This is a genomic window from Streptomyces nigra (assembly GCF_003074055.1).
Lineage (GTDB): Bacteria > Actinomycetota > Actinomycetes > Streptomycetales > Streptomycetaceae > Streptomyces > Streptomyces nigra.
The window spans coordinates 1354593-1370676 of the sequence record NZ_CP029043.1 but is presented as its reverse complement, the minus strand read 5'-3'; the positions used below and the strand labels follow the sequence as shown (position 1 = coordinate 1370676).

The 16084-nt window shown below is 70.3% G+C and carries 12 protein-coding genes; 7 read left to right on the top strand and 5 right to left on the bottom strand.

The window, feature by feature from the left end; genetic code table 11:
* Positions 1–9 precede the first annotated feature (9 nt).
* Positions 10–804 carry an MIP/aquaporin family protein gene (locus DC008_RS06345; protein ID WP_108706090.1) on the bottom strand — a complete coding sequence of 265 codons (795 nt, stop codon included), beginning with the start codon at positions 802–804 and terminating at the stop codon, positions 10–12.
* Between the two features lie 398 nt (positions 805–1202).
* On the bottom strand, positions 1203–1967 hold the full coding sequence (locus tag DC008_RS06340) for an IclR family transcriptional regulator (RefSeq protein ID WP_108706089.1): 765 nt from the start codon (positions 1965–1967) through the stop codon (positions 1203–1205).
* Between the two features lie 296 nt (positions 1968–2263).
* Between DC008_RS06340 and metH the strand changes: the two genes are divergently transcribed.
* The 4 genes from metH (at position 2264) to DC008_RS06320 (ending at position 10395) form a co-directional block, all read left to right on the top strand.
* Positions 2264–5779, top strand: coding sequence for a methionine synthase (metH, locus tag DC008_RS06335; RefSeq protein ID WP_108706088.1), 3516 nt, complete (start codon positions 2264–2266; stop codon positions 5777–5779).
* Positions 5780–5931: 152 nt separating this feature from the next.
* Positions 5932–6630 carry an HAD family hydrolase gene (locus DC008_RS06330; RefSeq protein WP_108706087.1) on the top strand — a complete coding sequence of 233 codons (699 nt, stop codon included), beginning with the start codon at positions 5932–5934 and terminating at the stop codon, positions 6628–6630.
* 481 nt (positions 6631–7111) lie between these two features.
* Complete coding sequence (locus tag DC008_RS06325; protein ID WP_108706086.1) at positions 7112–8716, top strand: ABC transporter substrate-binding protein; 1605 nt, start codon at positions 7112–7114, stop codon at positions 8714–8716.
* Between the two features lie 95 nt (positions 8717–8811).
* The gene (locus tag DC008_RS06320) at positions 8812–10395 is read left to right on the top strand and encodes an ABC transporter substrate-binding protein (protein WP_108706085.1); all 1584 of its coding nucleotides are present in this window, start codon (positions 8812–8814) and stop codon (positions 10393–10395) included.
* A gap of 107 nt (positions 10396–10502) precedes the next feature.
* Here the strand turns inward: DC008_RS06320 and DC008_RS06315 are convergent, their stop codons facing one another.
* Entirely contained in the window at positions 10503–11174 is a 672-nt protein-coding gene (locus tag DC008_RS06315; protein WP_055622869.1) for a response regulator, read from the bottom strand.
* A gap of 14 nt (positions 11175–11188) precedes the next feature.
* On the bottom strand, positions 11189–12208 hold the full coding sequence (locus tag DC008_RS06310; RefSeq protein WP_108706084.1) for a RecB family exonuclease: 1020 nt from the start codon (positions 12206–12208) through the stop codon (positions 11189–11191).
* A 163-nt stretch (positions 12209–12371) separates the two neighbouring features.
* Here DC008_RS06310 and DC008_RS06305 point away from each other — a divergent pair, with 163 nt between their 5' ends.
* The 3 genes from DC008_RS06305 (at position 12372) to DC008_RS06295 (ending at position 15585) form a co-directional block, all read left to right on the top strand.
* A complete protein-coding gene (locus DC008_RS06305; protein WP_108706083.1) occupies positions 12372–13832 on the top strand; it encodes a site-2 protease family protein in 1461 nt (486 codons plus the stop codon).
* Between the two features lie 52 nt (positions 13833–13884).
* Positions 13885–14787, top strand: coding sequence for a tRNA (adenine-N1)-methyltransferase (locus DC008_RS06300; RefSeq protein WP_108706082.1), 903 nt, complete (start codon positions 13885–13887; stop codon positions 14785–14787).
* Positions 14788–15003: 216 nt separating this feature from the next.
* Positions 15004–15585 carry a hypothetical protein gene (locus DC008_RS06295; RefSeq protein ID WP_108706081.1) on the top strand — a complete coding sequence of 194 codons (582 nt, stop codon included), beginning with the start codon at positions 15004–15006 and terminating at the stop codon, positions 15583–15585.
* A gap of 57 nt (positions 15586–15642) precedes the next feature.
* Here DC008_RS06295 and DC008_RS06290 read toward each other — a convergent pair whose 3' ends face one another.
* Positions 15643–15948, bottom strand: a complete 306-nt coding sequence (locus DC008_RS06290) for a ferredoxin (protein WP_055622873.1) — start codon at positions 15946–15948, stop codon at positions 15643–15645.
* Positions 15949–16084 lie beyond the last annotated feature (136 nt).

Sequence of the window (16084 nt, the reverse complement as noted above, 5' to 3'; positions counted from 1 at the left end):
GCGCTCCTTCTAGGCGAAGGCGACGTTGTAGATGCCTGCCGCGATGGCGCCGCCGACGAGCGGGCCGACCACCGGGATCCAGGCGTAGCCCCAGTCGGAGCCCCCCTTGTTGGGCAGGGGCAGAAGGGCGTGGACGATTCTCGGACCGAGGTCACGGGCCGGGTTGATCGCGTACCCGGTCGGGCCGCCGAGCGACAGACCGATGGACACGACCACGAGCGCGGTGATCAGGGCGCCCAGGGTGCCGAGGCCCTTGCCGCTGTCGTTGAGGCCCTGGGTGAGGACCGCGAGCACCAGCACGACGGTGCCGATGATCTCCGTGATCAGGTTCTGCACGACGTTGCGGATCTCGGGACCGGTGGAGAAGACGCCCAGGACGGGACCGGCGCCCTTCTCCTGCGCCTCGACGGCTTTGGCGGTCGTGGCCTGCGCGCCCGGGCCGCCGACGATGTCCTTGTCGGTGAGGTGGGCGTGGAACTGGCCGGCGTACGCGGCCCACACCAGCGCCGCGCCGATCATGGCGCCGAGGAGCTGTCCGGCGAAGTACGTCGGGACGTCGCCCCAGGCGTTGTCCTTGATCGCGATGCCGATGGTGACGGCCGGGTTGAGGTGGGCGCCGGAGAGCGGTGCCGAGGTGTAGACCGCCGTGAGCACTGCGAAGCCCCACCCGAAGGTGATGGCGAGCCAGCCGGCGTTGCGGGCCTTGGAGGCCTTCAGCGTGACAGCGGCGCAGACGCCGCCGCCGAGCAGGATGAGTATGGCGGTACCGATGGTCTCGCCGATGAAGATGTCGGAGCTGGACACCCGCGACTCCTTTGTCCTTCGTCCAGGGGAAGCCGAACCCCGGGTCCCTCCGGTGGTTCGCGTTGCTCTCGGGATGAGAGCGATGCCGGCCTCTGGCGTTGTCCCACTCTAACGCGTATTGCCGGTAGGTGTTCGACAATGCCGACCGATGGACGGGAGTCTTGCCCCGGCGTCAGGTGTGCGTCAAGGGTCCTGTTACCGAATGCTCGATCGTTATCGGCTGTGTTGATTTATCGATAACCAGGGCGTGCGCGTACCGGCGCGTAGGGGGCACGCTGCGTGGTCGGCAGGGGCTCACGCGCGAACATGCGGAGGCCCGGAACGCCGTACGGCGCCCCGGTCGTCGTGCCTCATCGGCCTGAGCCCGGCCGTGAGCAGCTGAGCCCGTACCACCGGGCTCAGAACCGCCCGGCGCCCAGATCCCGCGACACCGCGCGGGCACAGTCCCGTACCGCCGCGATCAGCTCGGGGCGCAGCTCGCCCTCGCGGCACAGCCGCTCCACCGCGCCGGTGATGCCGACCGCGCCCACCGGCATACGGCGCCGGTCGTGGATGGGGGCGGCGATCGACGCGACGCCCTCCCAGGTCTCCTCGACGTCGGCGGCGTACCCGCGCGCGCGGGTCATGTCGAGCAGGTGCTCGAAGTCGTCCAGGTCGCACACCGTGCGCTCGGTGAACGCCTTGCGGCCGGTCTCGATGGCCTCGCTGTGCGCGACCGGGTCGTACGCCGACAGCACCTTGCCCAGGGCGGTGGAGTGCAGCGGCTGCATGGCCCCTATCTCCAGCACCTGGCGGCTGTCGTCCGGGCGGAAGACGTGGTGCACGATCAGGACGCCCTGCTGGTGCAGCACGCCCAGGTAGACGCTCTCCCCGCTGGAGCGGGCCAGGTCGTCCGTCCACACCAGCGCGCGGGCGCGCAGCTCGTGGACGTCCAGGTAGGTCGTGCCCAGACGCAGCAGCTCGGCGCCCAGCTGATAGCGCCCGGACGCCTCGTCCTGCTCGACGAACCCCTCCTGCTGGAGGGTGCGCAGGATCCCGTGGGCGGTGCCCTTGGCGAGGCCCAGGGAGGAGGCGATGTCCGACAGGCCGAGGCGCCGTTCACCGCCCGCGAGCAGCCGCAGCATCGCGGCCGCCCGTTCGAGCGACTGGATGTTCCGTGCCATCGCCGTACTGCCTCCGTCCCCTTCGACCGTCGACCTACACGACGTCGCTGCCGTCGTTCGGCAATGTCGAACACTACCGGTCCATGTCGACGCTCCGCTAATGGTCCGTCGGACTTCATCCATCCGGACCGCGACACACGTATACCGGGTGCCGCCCCCGGGGCCGTCCGCGTCCCGCCCCGTGGACGCCCCGACCATCGCGCCGCGCTCCCGGCTACGCTGGCGAGGTGCGCCCGCCGCGGAACCTGCCCTGCGGGCGCAAAGCCGACAGCCGTCGCACTCCAGGGAGCCCTTTCATGGCCTCGTTGCCACCGACCCCTTCCGCCGACAGCCGGACCCGTGTGTCCGCTCTCCGTCAGGCCCTCGCCACCCGAGTGGTCGTCGCCGACGGAGCGATGGGCACCATGTTGCAGGCCCAGGACCCCACACTCGAGGACTTCCAGAATCTCGAGGGCTGCAACGAGATCCTGAACGTGACCCGGCCGGACATCGTCCGCTCCGTGCACGAGGCGTACTTCGACGCGGGCGTGGACTGCGTCGAGACCAACACCTTCGGCGCGAACCACGCCGCGATGGCCGAGTACGACATCCCCGAACGGGTCTTCGAGCTGTCCGAGGCCGGCGCCCGTATCGCCCGGGAGACCGCCGACGCCTACGCCGCCCGCGACGGACGCGACCGCTGGGTGCTGGGCTCCATCGGCCCCGGCACCAAGCTCCCCACCCTCGGCCACATCGGCTACACCACCATCCGTGACGCGTTCCAGCAGAACGCCGAGGGCCTGATCTCCGGTGGCGCCGACGCGCTCATCGTCGAGACCACCCAGGACCTGCTGCAGACCAAGGCCGCCGTCATCGGCGCCCAGCGCGCCCGCGAGCTGTCCGGCCTGGACCTGCCGATCATCGTCTCCGTCACCGTCGAGACCACCGGCACCATGCTGCTCGGCTCCGAGATCGGCGCCGCCCTGACGGCCCTGGAGCCGCTCGGCATCGACATGATCGGCATGAACTGCGCCACCGGCCCCGCCGAGATGAGCGAGCACCTGCGCTACCTCTCCCGGCACTCCCGCATCCCGCTGTCCTGCATGCCCAACGCCGGTCTGCCCGTCCTCGGCAGGGACGGCGCCACCTACCCGCTGACCGCGCCCGAGCTGGCGGACGCCCACGAGACCTTCGTCCGCGACTACGGGCTGTCCCTGGTCGGCGGCTGCTGCGGCACCACACCCGAGCATCTGCGCCGGCTGGTCGAGCGGGTCCGGGACCTCGCGCCGACCGAGCGGACCCCGCAGCCCGAGCCGGGCGCCGCCTCGCTCTACCAGACCGTCCCGTTCCGGCAGGACACCTCCTACCTGGCCATCGGCGAGCGCACCAACGCCAACGGCTCCAAGAAGTTCCGCGAGGCCATGCTGGACGGCCGCTGGGACGACTGCGTGGAGATCGCCCGCGAGCAGATCCGCGAGGGCGCGCACATGCTCGACCTGTGCGTGGACTACGTCGGCCGCGACGGCGTCGCCGACATGCGCGAACTCGCCGGGCGGTTCGCGACGGCCTCCACCCTGCCGATCGTGCTGGACTCCACCGAGGTCGACGTCATCCGGGCCGGCCTGGAGAAGCTCGGTGGACGCGCCGTCATCAACTCCGTCAACTACGAGGACGGCGACGGCCCCGAGTCCCGCTTCGCCCGCGTCACCGCACTGGCCCGCGAGCACGGCGCCGCGCTGATCGCGCTGACCATCGACGAGGAGGGGCAGGCCCGCACCCCCGAGAAGAAGGTCGAGATCGCCGAACGGCTGATCGACGACCTGACCGGGAACTGGGGCATCCACGAGTCGGACATCCTCATCGACACCCTGACCTTCACCATCTGCACCGGTCAGGAGGAGTCCCGCAAGGACGGCATCGCCACCATCGAGGCCATCCGCGAGCTCAAGCGCCGCCACCCCGACGTGCAGACCACGCTGGGCCTGTCGAACATCTCCTTCGGCCTCAACCCGGCCGCCCGCATCCTGCTCAACTCCGTCTTCCTGGACGAGTGCGTGAAGGCCGGCCTGGACTCGGCGATCGTGCACGCCAGCAAGATCCTGCCGATCGCCCGCTTCAGCGAGGAAGAGGTCCGGACGGCCCTCGACCTCATCCACGACCGGCGCGCCGAGGGCTACGACCCGCTGCAGAAGCTGATGGCGCTGTTCGAGGGCGCCACCGCCAAGTCCCTCAAGGCCGGCAAGGCCGAGGAACTGGCCGCGCTGCCGCTGGACGAGCGCCTCAAGCGGCGGATCATCGACGGTGAGCGCAACGGCCTGGAGGCCGACCTCGACGCGGCCCTGCGGGACCGGCCCGCCCTGGACATCGTCAACGAGACCCTGCTGGACGGCATGAAGGTCGTCGGCGAGCTGTTCGGCTCCGGGCAGATGCAGCTGCCGTTCGTGCTGCAGTCCGCCGAGGTCATGAAGGCCGCCGTCGCCTACCTCGAACCGCACATGGAGAAGACCGACGACGAGGGCAAGGGCACCATCGTGCTGGCCACCGTCCGCGGCGACGTCCACGACATCGGCAAGAACCTCGTGGACATCATCCTGTCCAACAACGGCTACAACGTGGTCAACCTGGGCATCAAGCAGCCCGTCTCCGCGATCCTGGAAGCCGCCGAGGAGCACCGCGCCGACGTCATCGGCATGTCCGGTCTCCTGGTGAAGTCCACCGTGATCATGAAGGAGAACCTGGAGGAGCTGAACCAGCGCGGCCTCGCCGCCGACTACCCGGTCATCCTCGGCGGCGCCGCCCTGACCCGCGCCTACGTCGAACAGGACCTGCACGAGGTCTACGAGGGCGAGGTCCGCTACGCCCGCGACGCCTTCGAGGGCCTGCGCCTGATGGACGCCCTCATCGGCGTCAAGCGGGGCGTGCCCGGCGCCAAGCTGCCCGAGCTCCGGCAGCGCCGGGTGCGGGCCACCGCGCAGACCGTGGTCGAGGAGCGGCCCGAGGACGGGCCGGTGCGCTCCGACGTCGCCACCGACAACCCCGTGCCCGAACCGCCGTTCTGGGGCACCCGCGTCAGCAAGGGCATCCAGCTCAAGGAGTACGCCTCGTGGCTGGACGAGGGCGCCCTCTTCAAGGGCCAGTGGGGCCTGAAGGAGTCCCGCGCCGGTGACGGGCCGTCGTACCAGGAACTCGTCGAGACCGAGGGCCGTCCCCGGCTGCGCGGCCTGCTCGACCGGCTCCAGACCGACAACCTCCTCGAGGCGGCCGTCGTGCACGGCTACTTCCCGTGCGTGTCCAAGGACGACGACCTGATCGTCCTCGACGAGCACGGCAACGAACGGACCCGCTTCACCTTCCCCCGCCAGCGCCGCGGCCGCCGCCTGTGTCTCGCGGACTTCTTCCGCCCGCAGGAGTCCGGCGAGACGGACGTCGTCGGCTTCCAGGTCGTCACCGTCGGCTCCCGCATCGGCGAGGAGACCGCCCGGCTCTTCGAGGCCGACGCCTACCGCGACTACCTCGAACTGCACGGCCTGTCCGTGCAGCTCGCCGAGGCCCTCGCCGAGTACTGGCACGCGCGCGTGCGCTCGGAACTGGGCTTCGCCGGCGAGGACCCGGCCGCCATCGAGGACATGTTCTCCCTGAAGTACCGGGGCGCCCGCTTCTCCCTCGGCTACGGCGCCTGCCCCGACCTGGAGGACCGCGCGAAGATCGCCGACCTGCTGCGGCCCGAGCGCATCGGCGTCCACCTCTCCGAGGAGTTCCAGCTGCACCCCGAGCAGTCCACGGACGCCATCGTGATCCACCACCCGGAGGCCAAGTACTTCAACGCACGCTGACGCCCGCGCCGGGGCCCGTGCGACCGGTGTGCCGGGAGGCACATCGGGTGTACCGGGCGATACCCCGGCGAGCGTCGTACACTGGACGGTCCACCGCAGGCCGGTTCCCTCCGTGGGAACCGGCCTGGTCGTCCCCAGAAGGAGGTATGTGGATGACCAGCACCGTCCCCGCCCTGTCGACCCGTACGGCCGACGGCTCGGCCCTGCAGGCCGTTCTCCTCGACATGGACGGCACCCTGGTGGACTCCGAGGGCTTCTGGTGGGACGTCGAGGTCGAGGTCTTCGCCTCCCTCGGCCACACCTTGGACGACACCTGGCGCCATGTCGTGGTCGGCGGGCCCATGACCCGCAGCGCCGGCTTCCTGATCGAGGCCACCGGCGCCGACATCGGCCTGGACGAGCTCACGGTGCTGCTCAACCAGGGCTTCGAGGACCGTATCGACAGCTCCCTGCCGCTGATGCCGGGAGCCGCCCGGCTGCTGGCCGAGCTGTCCGTGCACGGCATCCCGACCGCCCTGGTCTCCGCCTCGCACCGTCGCATCATCGACCGTGTGCTCACCACGTTGGGCCCGCAGCACTTCGCGCTCACCGTCGCCGGTGACGAGGTGAGCCGCACCAAGCCCCACCCCGACCCCTATCTGCTCGCCGCGGCAGGCCTGGGCGCCGACCCCGCGCGCTGCGCGGTCGTCGAGGACACGGCGACCGGGGTCGCCGCCGCCGAGGCCGCCGGATGCCAGGTGGTCGCCGTCCCCTCGATCGCCCCCATCGCCCCGGCCGCCCGCCGCACGGTCGTGCCCTCGCTGGAACACGTCGATCTGGCATTTCTCCGCGGGCTGATGACAGCCGCCTGATGACAGTTCGACCACGACTCGTCACTGTCATGACAACTCGAATGCGCCGACCGTTCACCCGCTTCTTCACCCGCCTGTTCACCGAGCGTGCAGCGCCGATTGCGGAGAAATTCCGCGCATAAATTCGAACGCGCCGGACGGCTGAATTCCAGCGCTCTCCAAGATCGTCCAATCTGTGACGTTCGCCACTCCAGAGGTGCACGCGGGGGCGCCCGCCTCGCGCGGTCCGCCCCCGGACAACGGTTTTGAGCGCACCCTTGTGTCCCGATTGATGGACCCGTGCGCCAATCCTTCCGCCCTCGGCCTTCCGGTGCGTCCACACCCGATTCCACTGAGTGAGGAAGCCCCAACTCCGGTCCCCTCCAACCGTCCTGTGGGCGCGGACTAATCTCATCGCGAGAACATCGCCCTTACCCCGTGATCGGCCGCACCACCCTCTGCATGCCGGATACACGGAGACAACAGCTGGAGAAACCCGAGCATGAACCGTAAGACTTTGGTGCTGCCGGTCGTCATCGGCCTGCTCGCGCCGGTTCTCGCCGCCTGCGGCGGAACCGACAGCGGCAGCGGCGGCGGCGACGGGATCGTCGTGGGCACCACGGACGTGTTCACTGCCTCGGAGGAGAGCCCCGCACCCCTCGACCCGGCCTGGGCCTACGACGTCGGCCTGTGGAACGTCCTGCGCCAGACCGTGCAGACCCTCATGATCCAGCCCCGCGGCGAGGGCGAGCCCGTCCCCGAGGCCGCCGAGAGCTGCGGCTTCACGGACAGCGGCAACGAACGCTACGCCTGCACCCTGCGCAAGGACCTCACCTTCGCCGACGGCGACCCCGTCACCGCGGCCGACGTGAAGTACTCCATCGACCGCGCCCTCTCCCTGAAGGCCGACAGCGGCGTCTTCGCCCTGCTGTCCACCGTCGACACCGTCGAGACGCGCGGCGACCGAGAGGTCGTCTTCCACCTCAAGACCGCCGACGCCACCTTCCCGTACAAGCTGTCCACCCCCGTCGCCGGCATCGTCGACCCGGACGTGTACGACAAGAAGAAGCTGCGCGACGGCTTCGAGGTCGACGGCTCCGGCCCCTACACCTTCAAGGCCGACGTCGAGGGCGACAAGCTCGTCTCCGCCGTGTTCACCAAGAACCCCGAGTACAAGGGGAGCCTCAAGGTGAACAACGACAAGGTCGAGATGCGCAACTTCGACAGCGCCGACGAGATGGGCGCCGCCCTCGACCGCGGCGACATCGACGTCATGACCCGCGCCATGTCGCCCGAGCAGATCGACAAGCTGGCCGCCGACTCCGACGACGACGTCGACCTCATCGACATGGCGGGCCTCGAGATCCGCTACCTCGCCTTCAACACCGACGACTCCACCGTCCGCAGCAAGGCCGTCCGCCAGGCCATGGCCCAGCTGATCGACCGCGGCGAACTCGTCTCCAAGGTGTACGGCTCCCAGGCCGAGCCCCTCTACTCGCTCGTCCCCGCCAGCATCACCGGGCACTCCAACGCCTTCTTCAACAAGTACGGCGACCCCAGCACCGCCAAGGCCAAGAACATCCTGGAGCGGGCCGGTGTCACCACCCCGGTCCAGCTGACGCTGAACTACACCACCGACCACTACGGTCCGGCCACGAAGAAGGAGTTCGAGCTGCTGAAGGAGCAGCTCGACGGCAGCGGCCTGTTCGACGTCGACATCAAGGGCACGCCCTGGGACGTGTTCCGCCCCGCGGAGAAGAAGGGCAAGTACGAGGTCTACGGCATGGGCTGGTTCCCGGACTTCCCCGACGCCGACAACTACGTCGCCCCGTTCCTCGACAAGGACAACTTCCTCGGCTCGCCCTACGCCAACGCCCGCGTCCGCAACAGCCTGATCCCCGAGTCGCGGCGCGCCGCCGACCGGATCGCCGCGACCGGCAGCCTCACCGAGATCCAGGACATCGTCGCCAACGACGTGCCGTTCATCCCGCTGTGGCAGGGCAAGCAGTACGTCGCCGCCGGCGACGACATCACGGGCACGGCCTACGCGCTCAACTCCTCCTCCACCCTCCAGCTCTGGGAGCTCGGCCGCGGCGTGAGCGGCTGACGCCCCTGTCCGGCGCCCCCACCCGGGGCGCCGGACCCGCCCGGTTCCACCGCGGGCCCGGGTTCCTCACACAACCGACGACAAGGCGCCCGTAAGTGAACATGCGCAAGCACTGGCCGGTGCTGCCCCTCGTGGCAGGGCTGGCCTCCGGCCTGTTGACCGGCTGCGGAACGGAATCCGGGGACGCCGGGGCTGACGGGAACACCGTGGTCATGGGGATGTCCGACGACGTCCTCGCCACCGACCCCGCCTCCGGCTACGACCCGGGCTCCTGGCTGCTGTTCAACAACGTCTTCCAGTCGCTGCTCAGCTTCCCCAAGGGCGCCACCGAGCCCCAGCCCGAAGCCGCCGAGCAATGCTCCTTCTCCGACACCGGGGCCACCGTCTACAAGTGCACCCTCAAGGACGGCCTGAAGTTCAGCAACGGTGACGAACTCACCGCCGCGGACGTCAAGTTCTCCTTCGACCGGATGCTCAAGATCGACGACCCCGACGGCCCCGCCGTCATGTTCTCCACCCTGGACAAGGTCGAGACCCCCGACGAGCGGACCGTCGTCTTCCGGCTCAACACCCCGGACGCCACCTTCCCCAGCAAGATCGCCTCCGGCGCCGGCTCCATCGTCGACCAGGACCAGTACGACGCCGACGGCCTGCGCGAGGACGGCGAAGCCGTCGGCTCCGGCCCCTACAAGCTCGAAGAGTTCAACGACGACCAGGCCGTCTTCACCGTCAACGAGAACTACAACGGCACCGCCGAGGTCAAGAACAGCGGCGTCACCCTGAAGTTCTTCCGCGGCGACCAGCAGCGCCTCAAGCGCGCCCTGCTCGCCGAGGACATCGACATCGCCTACCGAGGCCTCACCGCCGGCGACATCGCCGACATCGAGAAGGCCGGCACCGACGCCTCCGGCGTCGAGGTCGTCGAGGGCAGCAGCGCCGAGGTCCAGCACCTCGTCTTCAACATGGACGACCCGGTCACCGGACAGCTCGGCGTCCGCAAGGCCATCGCCTACCTGCTCGACCGCGACGCCCTCATCCGGGACGTCCACGAGGGCACCGCCAGCCCGCTGTACTCGATCATCCCGGCCGGTATCGCAGGCCACAACACCGCCTTCTTCGACACCTACGGCGCCCGCCCCTCCCGCGCCAAGGCCGCCGCCGCCCTGCAGAACGACGGCATCACCGGCCAGGTCGAACTGACCCTGTGGTCCACCCCGTCCCGCTACGGCCCGGCCACCGACCAGCAGCTCAAGGCCATCGCCAAGCAGCTCAACGACAGCGGCCTCTTCAAGGCCGACGTCCGCTCCGTCGCCTTCGACCAGTACGAGAAGGACATCGCCAAGGGCAAGTACGGCGTCTACGTCAAGGGCTGGGTCCCGGACTACCCGGACGCCGACAACTTCACGGCACCCTTCTTCGGCAAGGGCAACGTCCTCAGCAACAACTACGACAACAAGCGCATCACCAACACGCTGATCCCGAGCACCGCCGCCGAGAGCGACCGCGCCGCCACCGACGACGCCTTCGGCGCGCTCCAGGACATCGTCGCCAAGGAACTGCCCATCCTCCCGGTCTGGCAGGGCAAGCAGTACGCCATCGTCCACGAGAACGTGTACGGCCTGGAGTACTGCCTCGACGCCTCCACCGTCTTCCGCTTCTGGGAGCTCAAGAAGGGCTGATGAGCGGCCCGCCCACACGCGCACACGCCAGAGGGCGTCCCTCCACCGGAGGGACGCCCTCTGTCCGTCGCAGGGCCCGCCGCAGGAAGCGGCGGCCGGGACCGGCCCTACTGCGCGCCCGGACGCACCAGACCGCTCTCGTACGCGTACACCGCGGCCTGCACCCGGTCCCGCAGCCCCAGCTTCGTCAGCACATGCCCCACATGCGTCTTCACCGTCGTCTCGCTGACGAACAGATCCGCCGCGATCTCCGCGTTCGACAGACCCCGCGCCACCAGCTTCAGGACCTCCACCTCACGGTCCGTCAGCGTGTGCAGCGTGTCCGGCACCGGCTCGTCACCCGACGGCAGATGCGTGGCGTACTTGTCCAGCAGCCGGCGCGTGATGCTCGGCGCGAGCATCGCCTCACCCGCCGCGACCACCCGGATCGCCTGCACCAGCTCGGTCGCCGGAGCGTCCTTCAGCAGAAAGCCGCTGGCCCCCGCCCTCAGCGCCTCCACCACATACTCGTCGAGATCGAACGTGGTCAGCACCAGCACCTTCGCCGGGCCGTCCCGCCCGGGCCCGGTGATCTGCCGCGTCGCCTCCACCCCGTCCATCCGGGGCATACGGATGTCCATGAGCACCACATCGGGCTGCAGGGCCCGCACCTGATCGAGGGCCTGCAGACCGTCACCGGCCTCGCCCACGACCGCGAGATCCTGCTCGGCCTCCAGAATCATCCGGAACCCGGTGCGCAGCAGGGGCTGGTCGTCGACCAGCAGGACGCGGATGGCCACGTAAGTCTCCTTCGCTAGGCAGGCCCCATTCTGCCCTGCGTGCCCGCCTCGGACTCGCCCGCCCCGGACACCGGCGCCAGCGGATACGGCGGGGGAGTGCCGCCGAACTCCGGGCAGTGCGCCCGGTGATCGCACCAGCCGCACAGCTTCGTCTGGCGCGGCCGCCAGTCACCCGTCTCCGTCGCCACCCGGATCGCCTCCCACAGCGCGAGCAGCTTGCGCTCCACCCGCTCCAGGTCCGCCATCACCGGGTCGTACGTCAGCACATCACCACTGCCCAGATACACCAGCTGCAGCCGACGTGGCACCACACCCTTCAGCCGCCACACCACCAGCGCGTAGAACTTCATCTGGAACAGCGCGCCCTCCGCGTACTCGGGGCGGGGTGCCTTGCCCGTCTTGTAGTCGACGATCCGCACCTCACCCGTGGGCGCCACATCGACCCGGTCGATGATCCCGCGCAGCCGGAGCCCCGACTCCAGCTCCGCCTCCACGAACAGCTCCCGCTCCGCCGGCTCCAGACGCGTCGGATCCTCCAGCCCGAACCAGCGCTCCACCAGCTGCTCCGCCTCGCCCAGCCAGGTCGCCAGCCGCTCACCCTCCGGATCGTCCGCGAACAGCTCCACGACCTCCGGGCGGCTTTCCCGCAGCCGGTCCCACTGCCCCGGGATCAGGGATTTCGCCCGCGGCGCCGTCCGCTCCGCCGCCGGCGCGTCGAAGAGACGCTCCAGCACCGCGTGCACCAGCGTCCCCTTCGTCGCCGCCGCACTCGGCTTCTCCGGCAGCCGGTCGATCACCCGGAACCGGTACAGCAGCGGACACTGCATGAAGTCACTGGCACGCGACGGCGACAGCGACGACGGAGCGCGCACCGGCAGCACACCGGCCGCTGCCTCCACCGGCGCCTCCCCATCCGCCCCGGCCGACCCCGCATGAACGGCCGCCCCCGTGGGGTACACGTCCGTCATCGGCGCCGTCGCCCCCGTGACCTCGCCGCCGCCGTCCGCCGCGGCGCCCTCCGTGCTCGTCTCCATGACCACAGACCCTACGGCCCACCACTGACAGTGACCCAGCCGCGGGCACCCGCGGACGGCCCCAGCGGGGTGCCGGGGCGGAACGCCACAGCACCGCCGCATACCATCGACTTGAGACCTTCCGCCCGGCAGGCGCGGACGACGCATCCAACGAGGGGACACCGTGGACGAGAGCGGCGGGAGCGGGAAGCCGCGCTCCGGCACCGACGAGCCGACCGAGCACCGTACGGACCGGCCGGCCCCCGACCCAGGACGGCCCGACGCACCCACCGGCCCCGAGACGGGCAGCGCCCCCACCGGCCCCGGCCCGGACGAGACACCGCCCGCCCAGGACCACCAGCACCCCACCGGCGAGGACCCCCGGCCGCCGCACACCACCCCCGGCACCGACGGCCCCCACCCCCCGCACCTCCACGACGACCGCGCCTTCGCCCACTCCGACGACGACAAGCCCCGCCCCCGGCGCCCCCGCGACCCCCGAGGCGGACTCCTCATGGGCCGCCCCTTCGGCGTCCCCGTCTACGTCGCCCCCAGCTGGTTCCTCGTCGCCGCACTCATCACCTGGGTCTTCGGCGGCCAGCTCGACCGCGTCCTGCCCGAGCTCGGCGCCGCCCGCTACCTCGTCTCCCTCTTCTTCGCCATCGCCTTCTACGCCTCCGTCCTCGTCCACGAGCTCGCCCACACCGTCGCCGCCCTCCGCTTCGGCCTGCCCGTACGCCGCATCCAGCTCCAGTTCTTCGGCGGCGTCTCCGAGATCGAGAAGGAAGCCGAGACACCCGGCCGCGAATTCGTCCTCGCCTTCGTCGGCCCCCTCCTCTCCCTCGTCCTCTCCGGCGTCTTCTACGGCGCCCTGCGCCTCGTCGAACCCGGCACCGTCCCCGGCGTCCTCCTCGCCGGACTGATGATCTCCAACCTCATCGTCGCCGCGTTCAACCTGCTCCCCGGCCTCCCCCTCGACGGCGGCCGCATGCTCCGCGCCGTCGTCTGGAAGATCACCGGCAAACCCATGACCGGCACCGTCGCCGCCGCCTGGGTCGGCCGCGCCCTCGCCGTCTCCGTCCTCATCGGCCTGCCCTGGCTCACCCAGTCCGGCGCCCTCGGCTCCGACGCCGTCGACAACGTCGGCATGGACACCGTCATGGACGCCCTGCTCGCCGCCATCCTCGCCGCGATCATCTGGACCGGCGCCGGCAACAGCCTGCGCATGGCCCGCCTGCGCGAACACCTGCCGGAACTCCAGGCCCGCGCCCTCACCCGCCGCGCCGTCCCCGTCGAAGCCGACACCCCCCTCTCCGAAGCCCTGCGCCGCGCCAACGCCGCCGGAGCCCGCGCCCTCGTCGTCGTCGACGCCGACGGCAGCCCCCTCTCCCTCGTCCGCGAAGCCGCCATCGTCGGCGTCCCCGAACACCGCCGCCCCTGGGTCGCCGTCAGCAGCCTCGCCCAGGACATCACCGACGGCATGCGCGTCTCCGCCGAACTCTCCGGCGAAGAACTCCTCGAAGCCCTGCGCAGCACCCCCGCCACCGAATACCTCGTCGTCGAGGAGACCGGCGAGATCTACGGCGTGCTGTCCGCAGCCGACGTCGAGCGCGCCTTCGTCAAGGCCATGGCCCGCCCCAGCTGACCCCCCACCGCCCGTGGTCGGCGGCCCCCCGAAACGCCGGTAGGCTGTTCACATGTCCGAACCGACCGGTGCCGCCCGCAGGCGCGGGCCCTTCAAGGTCGGGGACCAGGTTCAGCTGACCGACCCCAAGGGCCGCCACTACACGTTCACGCTCGAAGAGGGAAAGAACTTCCACACCCACAAGGGTTCCTTCCCCCACGACGAGCTGATCGGCGCTCCCGAGGGCAGCGTTGTCCGCACCACCGGTAACGTCGCCTACCTCGCGCTGCGCCCCCTGCTCCCCGACTACGTCCTGTCCATGCCCCGCGGGGCGGCCGTCGTCTACCCCAAGGACGCGGGGCAGATCCTCGCCTTCGCCGACATCTTCCCCGGCGCCCGCGTCGTCGAAGCCGGCGTCGGCTCCGGCTCGCTCAGCAGCTTCCTCCTGCGCGCCATCGGCGACCACGGCATGCTGCACTCCTACGAGCGCCGCGAGGACTTCGCCGACATCGCCCGGCAGAACGTCGAGCGCTACTTCGGCGGCCCCCACCCCGCCTGGCAGCTCACCGTCGGCGACCTCCAGGACAACCTCAGCGACACCGACGTCGACCGCGTCATCCTCGACATGCTCGCCCCCTGGGAATGCCTCGAGGCCGTCTCCAAGGCCCTCGTCCCCGGCGGCATCGTCTGCTGCTACGTCGCCACCACCACCCAGCTCGCCCGGACCGTCGAGTCGATCCGCGAGATCGGCTGCTTCAACGAGCCGACCGCCTGGGAGACGATGATCCGCAACTGGCACATCGAAGGCCTCGCCGTCCGCCCCGACCACCGCATGATCGGCCACACCGGCTTCCTGCTCACCGCCCGTCGCCTCGCCGACGGCGTCGAGCCACCCATGCGCCGCCGCCGCCCCGCCAAGGGCGCCTACGGCGAGGACTACGAAGGCCCCAACGCCGACCGAGGCGCCAGCCGCTGACCACGGCCCGCACACCGACAACGCGAAGACGCTGGGGTGGAGTTCCCGAAACCGACCGGGAACTCCACCCCGGCGCCGTTCCGTTCACCGGACCCACCCCCGGCCCCACGTGGGGAGAACCGGACCAAGTACCCACCCCGCCGTTCCCCCGCACTGTGACGTGTGGCACGATGCTGGCCACCCCCACCGGCACAGCCCTCACAGGAGACGCTCCTCGTGCAGCAACCCGCCGTCCCGGAACTGGCACACACCCACACCCGGCCCATCCACTGGGTCGCCACCGCCACAGCCCTCGCCGGCGTCGTGGCGCTCTCCAGCGTCCTCCAGCCCAACTCGGCGACAGCGGCCCAGCCGACCGGCACCGACGCCAAGAACGCCCCGGCCGCCACCGCCGCGCCCCCCGACCCCGCCAAGGCCGACTTCCCGCTGACCTGCGGACCGGTCAAGGCCATCGTCGTGAAGAAGGCCACCGGCGACCTCGACGGCGACCACCGCCCCGAGACCGTCGCCGTCGTCCACTGCGACTCACCCATGGGCACCCCGCCCGACGGCGTCTACGTCCTCACCAGCGCCACCGGCACCGCCGCGCCCCGCATCGTCGCCACCCTGATCGACCCCAAGGACAGCATCACCGTCCGTGACATCGCGATCCGCGACGGAGCCGTCACCGCGCACCTCTTCGGCTACTCGTCACCCGACGTGCCCCGCTGCTGCCCCGACGTCGACGACAGCGCGAAGTGGCAGTGGAAGAACGGCTCGTTCCTGCGCTCGACACCCGCCGGAGCACACAGCGTCTGACGTCCGTGACGCAGCGTGTGAGAAATCAGACAGCCGTAACGAGCCGTATCCGCAAGGTCACTCCGCGTCCGGACCGAACACTTCGACCTTGTCCAGAACCCGACGTACATGGATGCACTCGCCCGGGCACTCTCGCGCCGAATCCACCACATCCGTGAGAAGCGGCAGCGGCACGGGCGTTGTCGCCCCCTCCGCCTGCAACAGCTCCTCGTCGGCGCCCTTCACATAGGCCAGACCATCGATGTCCAGCTCGAACACCTCAGGCGCATACTGGGCACAAATGCCGTCACCCGTGCACAACGCCTGATCGATCCAGACCTCCAGCGCCTCACCCTCGACCGAGGCCGCCTGCTCCACGCTCATCTCTCCCACCGCTTCCCCCGCCCAGCCGCACGGGAATCCGGCCAGCTCCGACGGGTGTTGAACACCTCGACACTACCCCCGCCTGGGTTCCATTCATGTCCGGTGGGTATTCCCCTGGCGTGAGGGAGAGCGCAAG

Coding starts and splice junctions, on each gene's coding strand:
- DC008_RS06340 (WP_108706089.1), bottom strand. CDS start 1,967: ATGGCACGGAACATCCAGTCGCTCGAACGGGCGGCCGCGATGCTGCGG.
- metH (WP_108706088.1), top strand. CDS start 2,264: ATGGCCTCGTTGCCACCGACCCCTTCCGCCGACAGCCGGACCCGTGTG.
- DC008_RS06330 (WP_108706087.1), top strand. CDS start 5,932: ATGACCAGCACCGTCCCCGCCCTGTCGACCCGTACGGCCGACGGCTCG.
- DC008_RS06325 (WP_108706086.1), top strand. CDS start 7,112: ATGAACCGTAAGACTTTGGTGCTGCCGGTCGTCATCGGCCTGCTCGCG.
- DC008_RS06310 (WP_108706084.1), bottom strand. CDS start 12,208: ATGGAGACGAGCACGGAGGGCGCCGCGGCGGACGGCGGCGGCGAGGTC.
- DC008_RS06300 (WP_108706082.1), top strand. CDS start 13,885: ATGTCCGAACCGACCGGTGCCGCCCGCAGGCGCGGGCCCTTCAAGGTC.
- DC008_RS06290 (WP_055622873.1), bottom strand. CDS start 15,948: ATGAGCGTGGAGCAGGCGGCCTCGGTCGAGGGTGAGGCGCTGGAGGTC.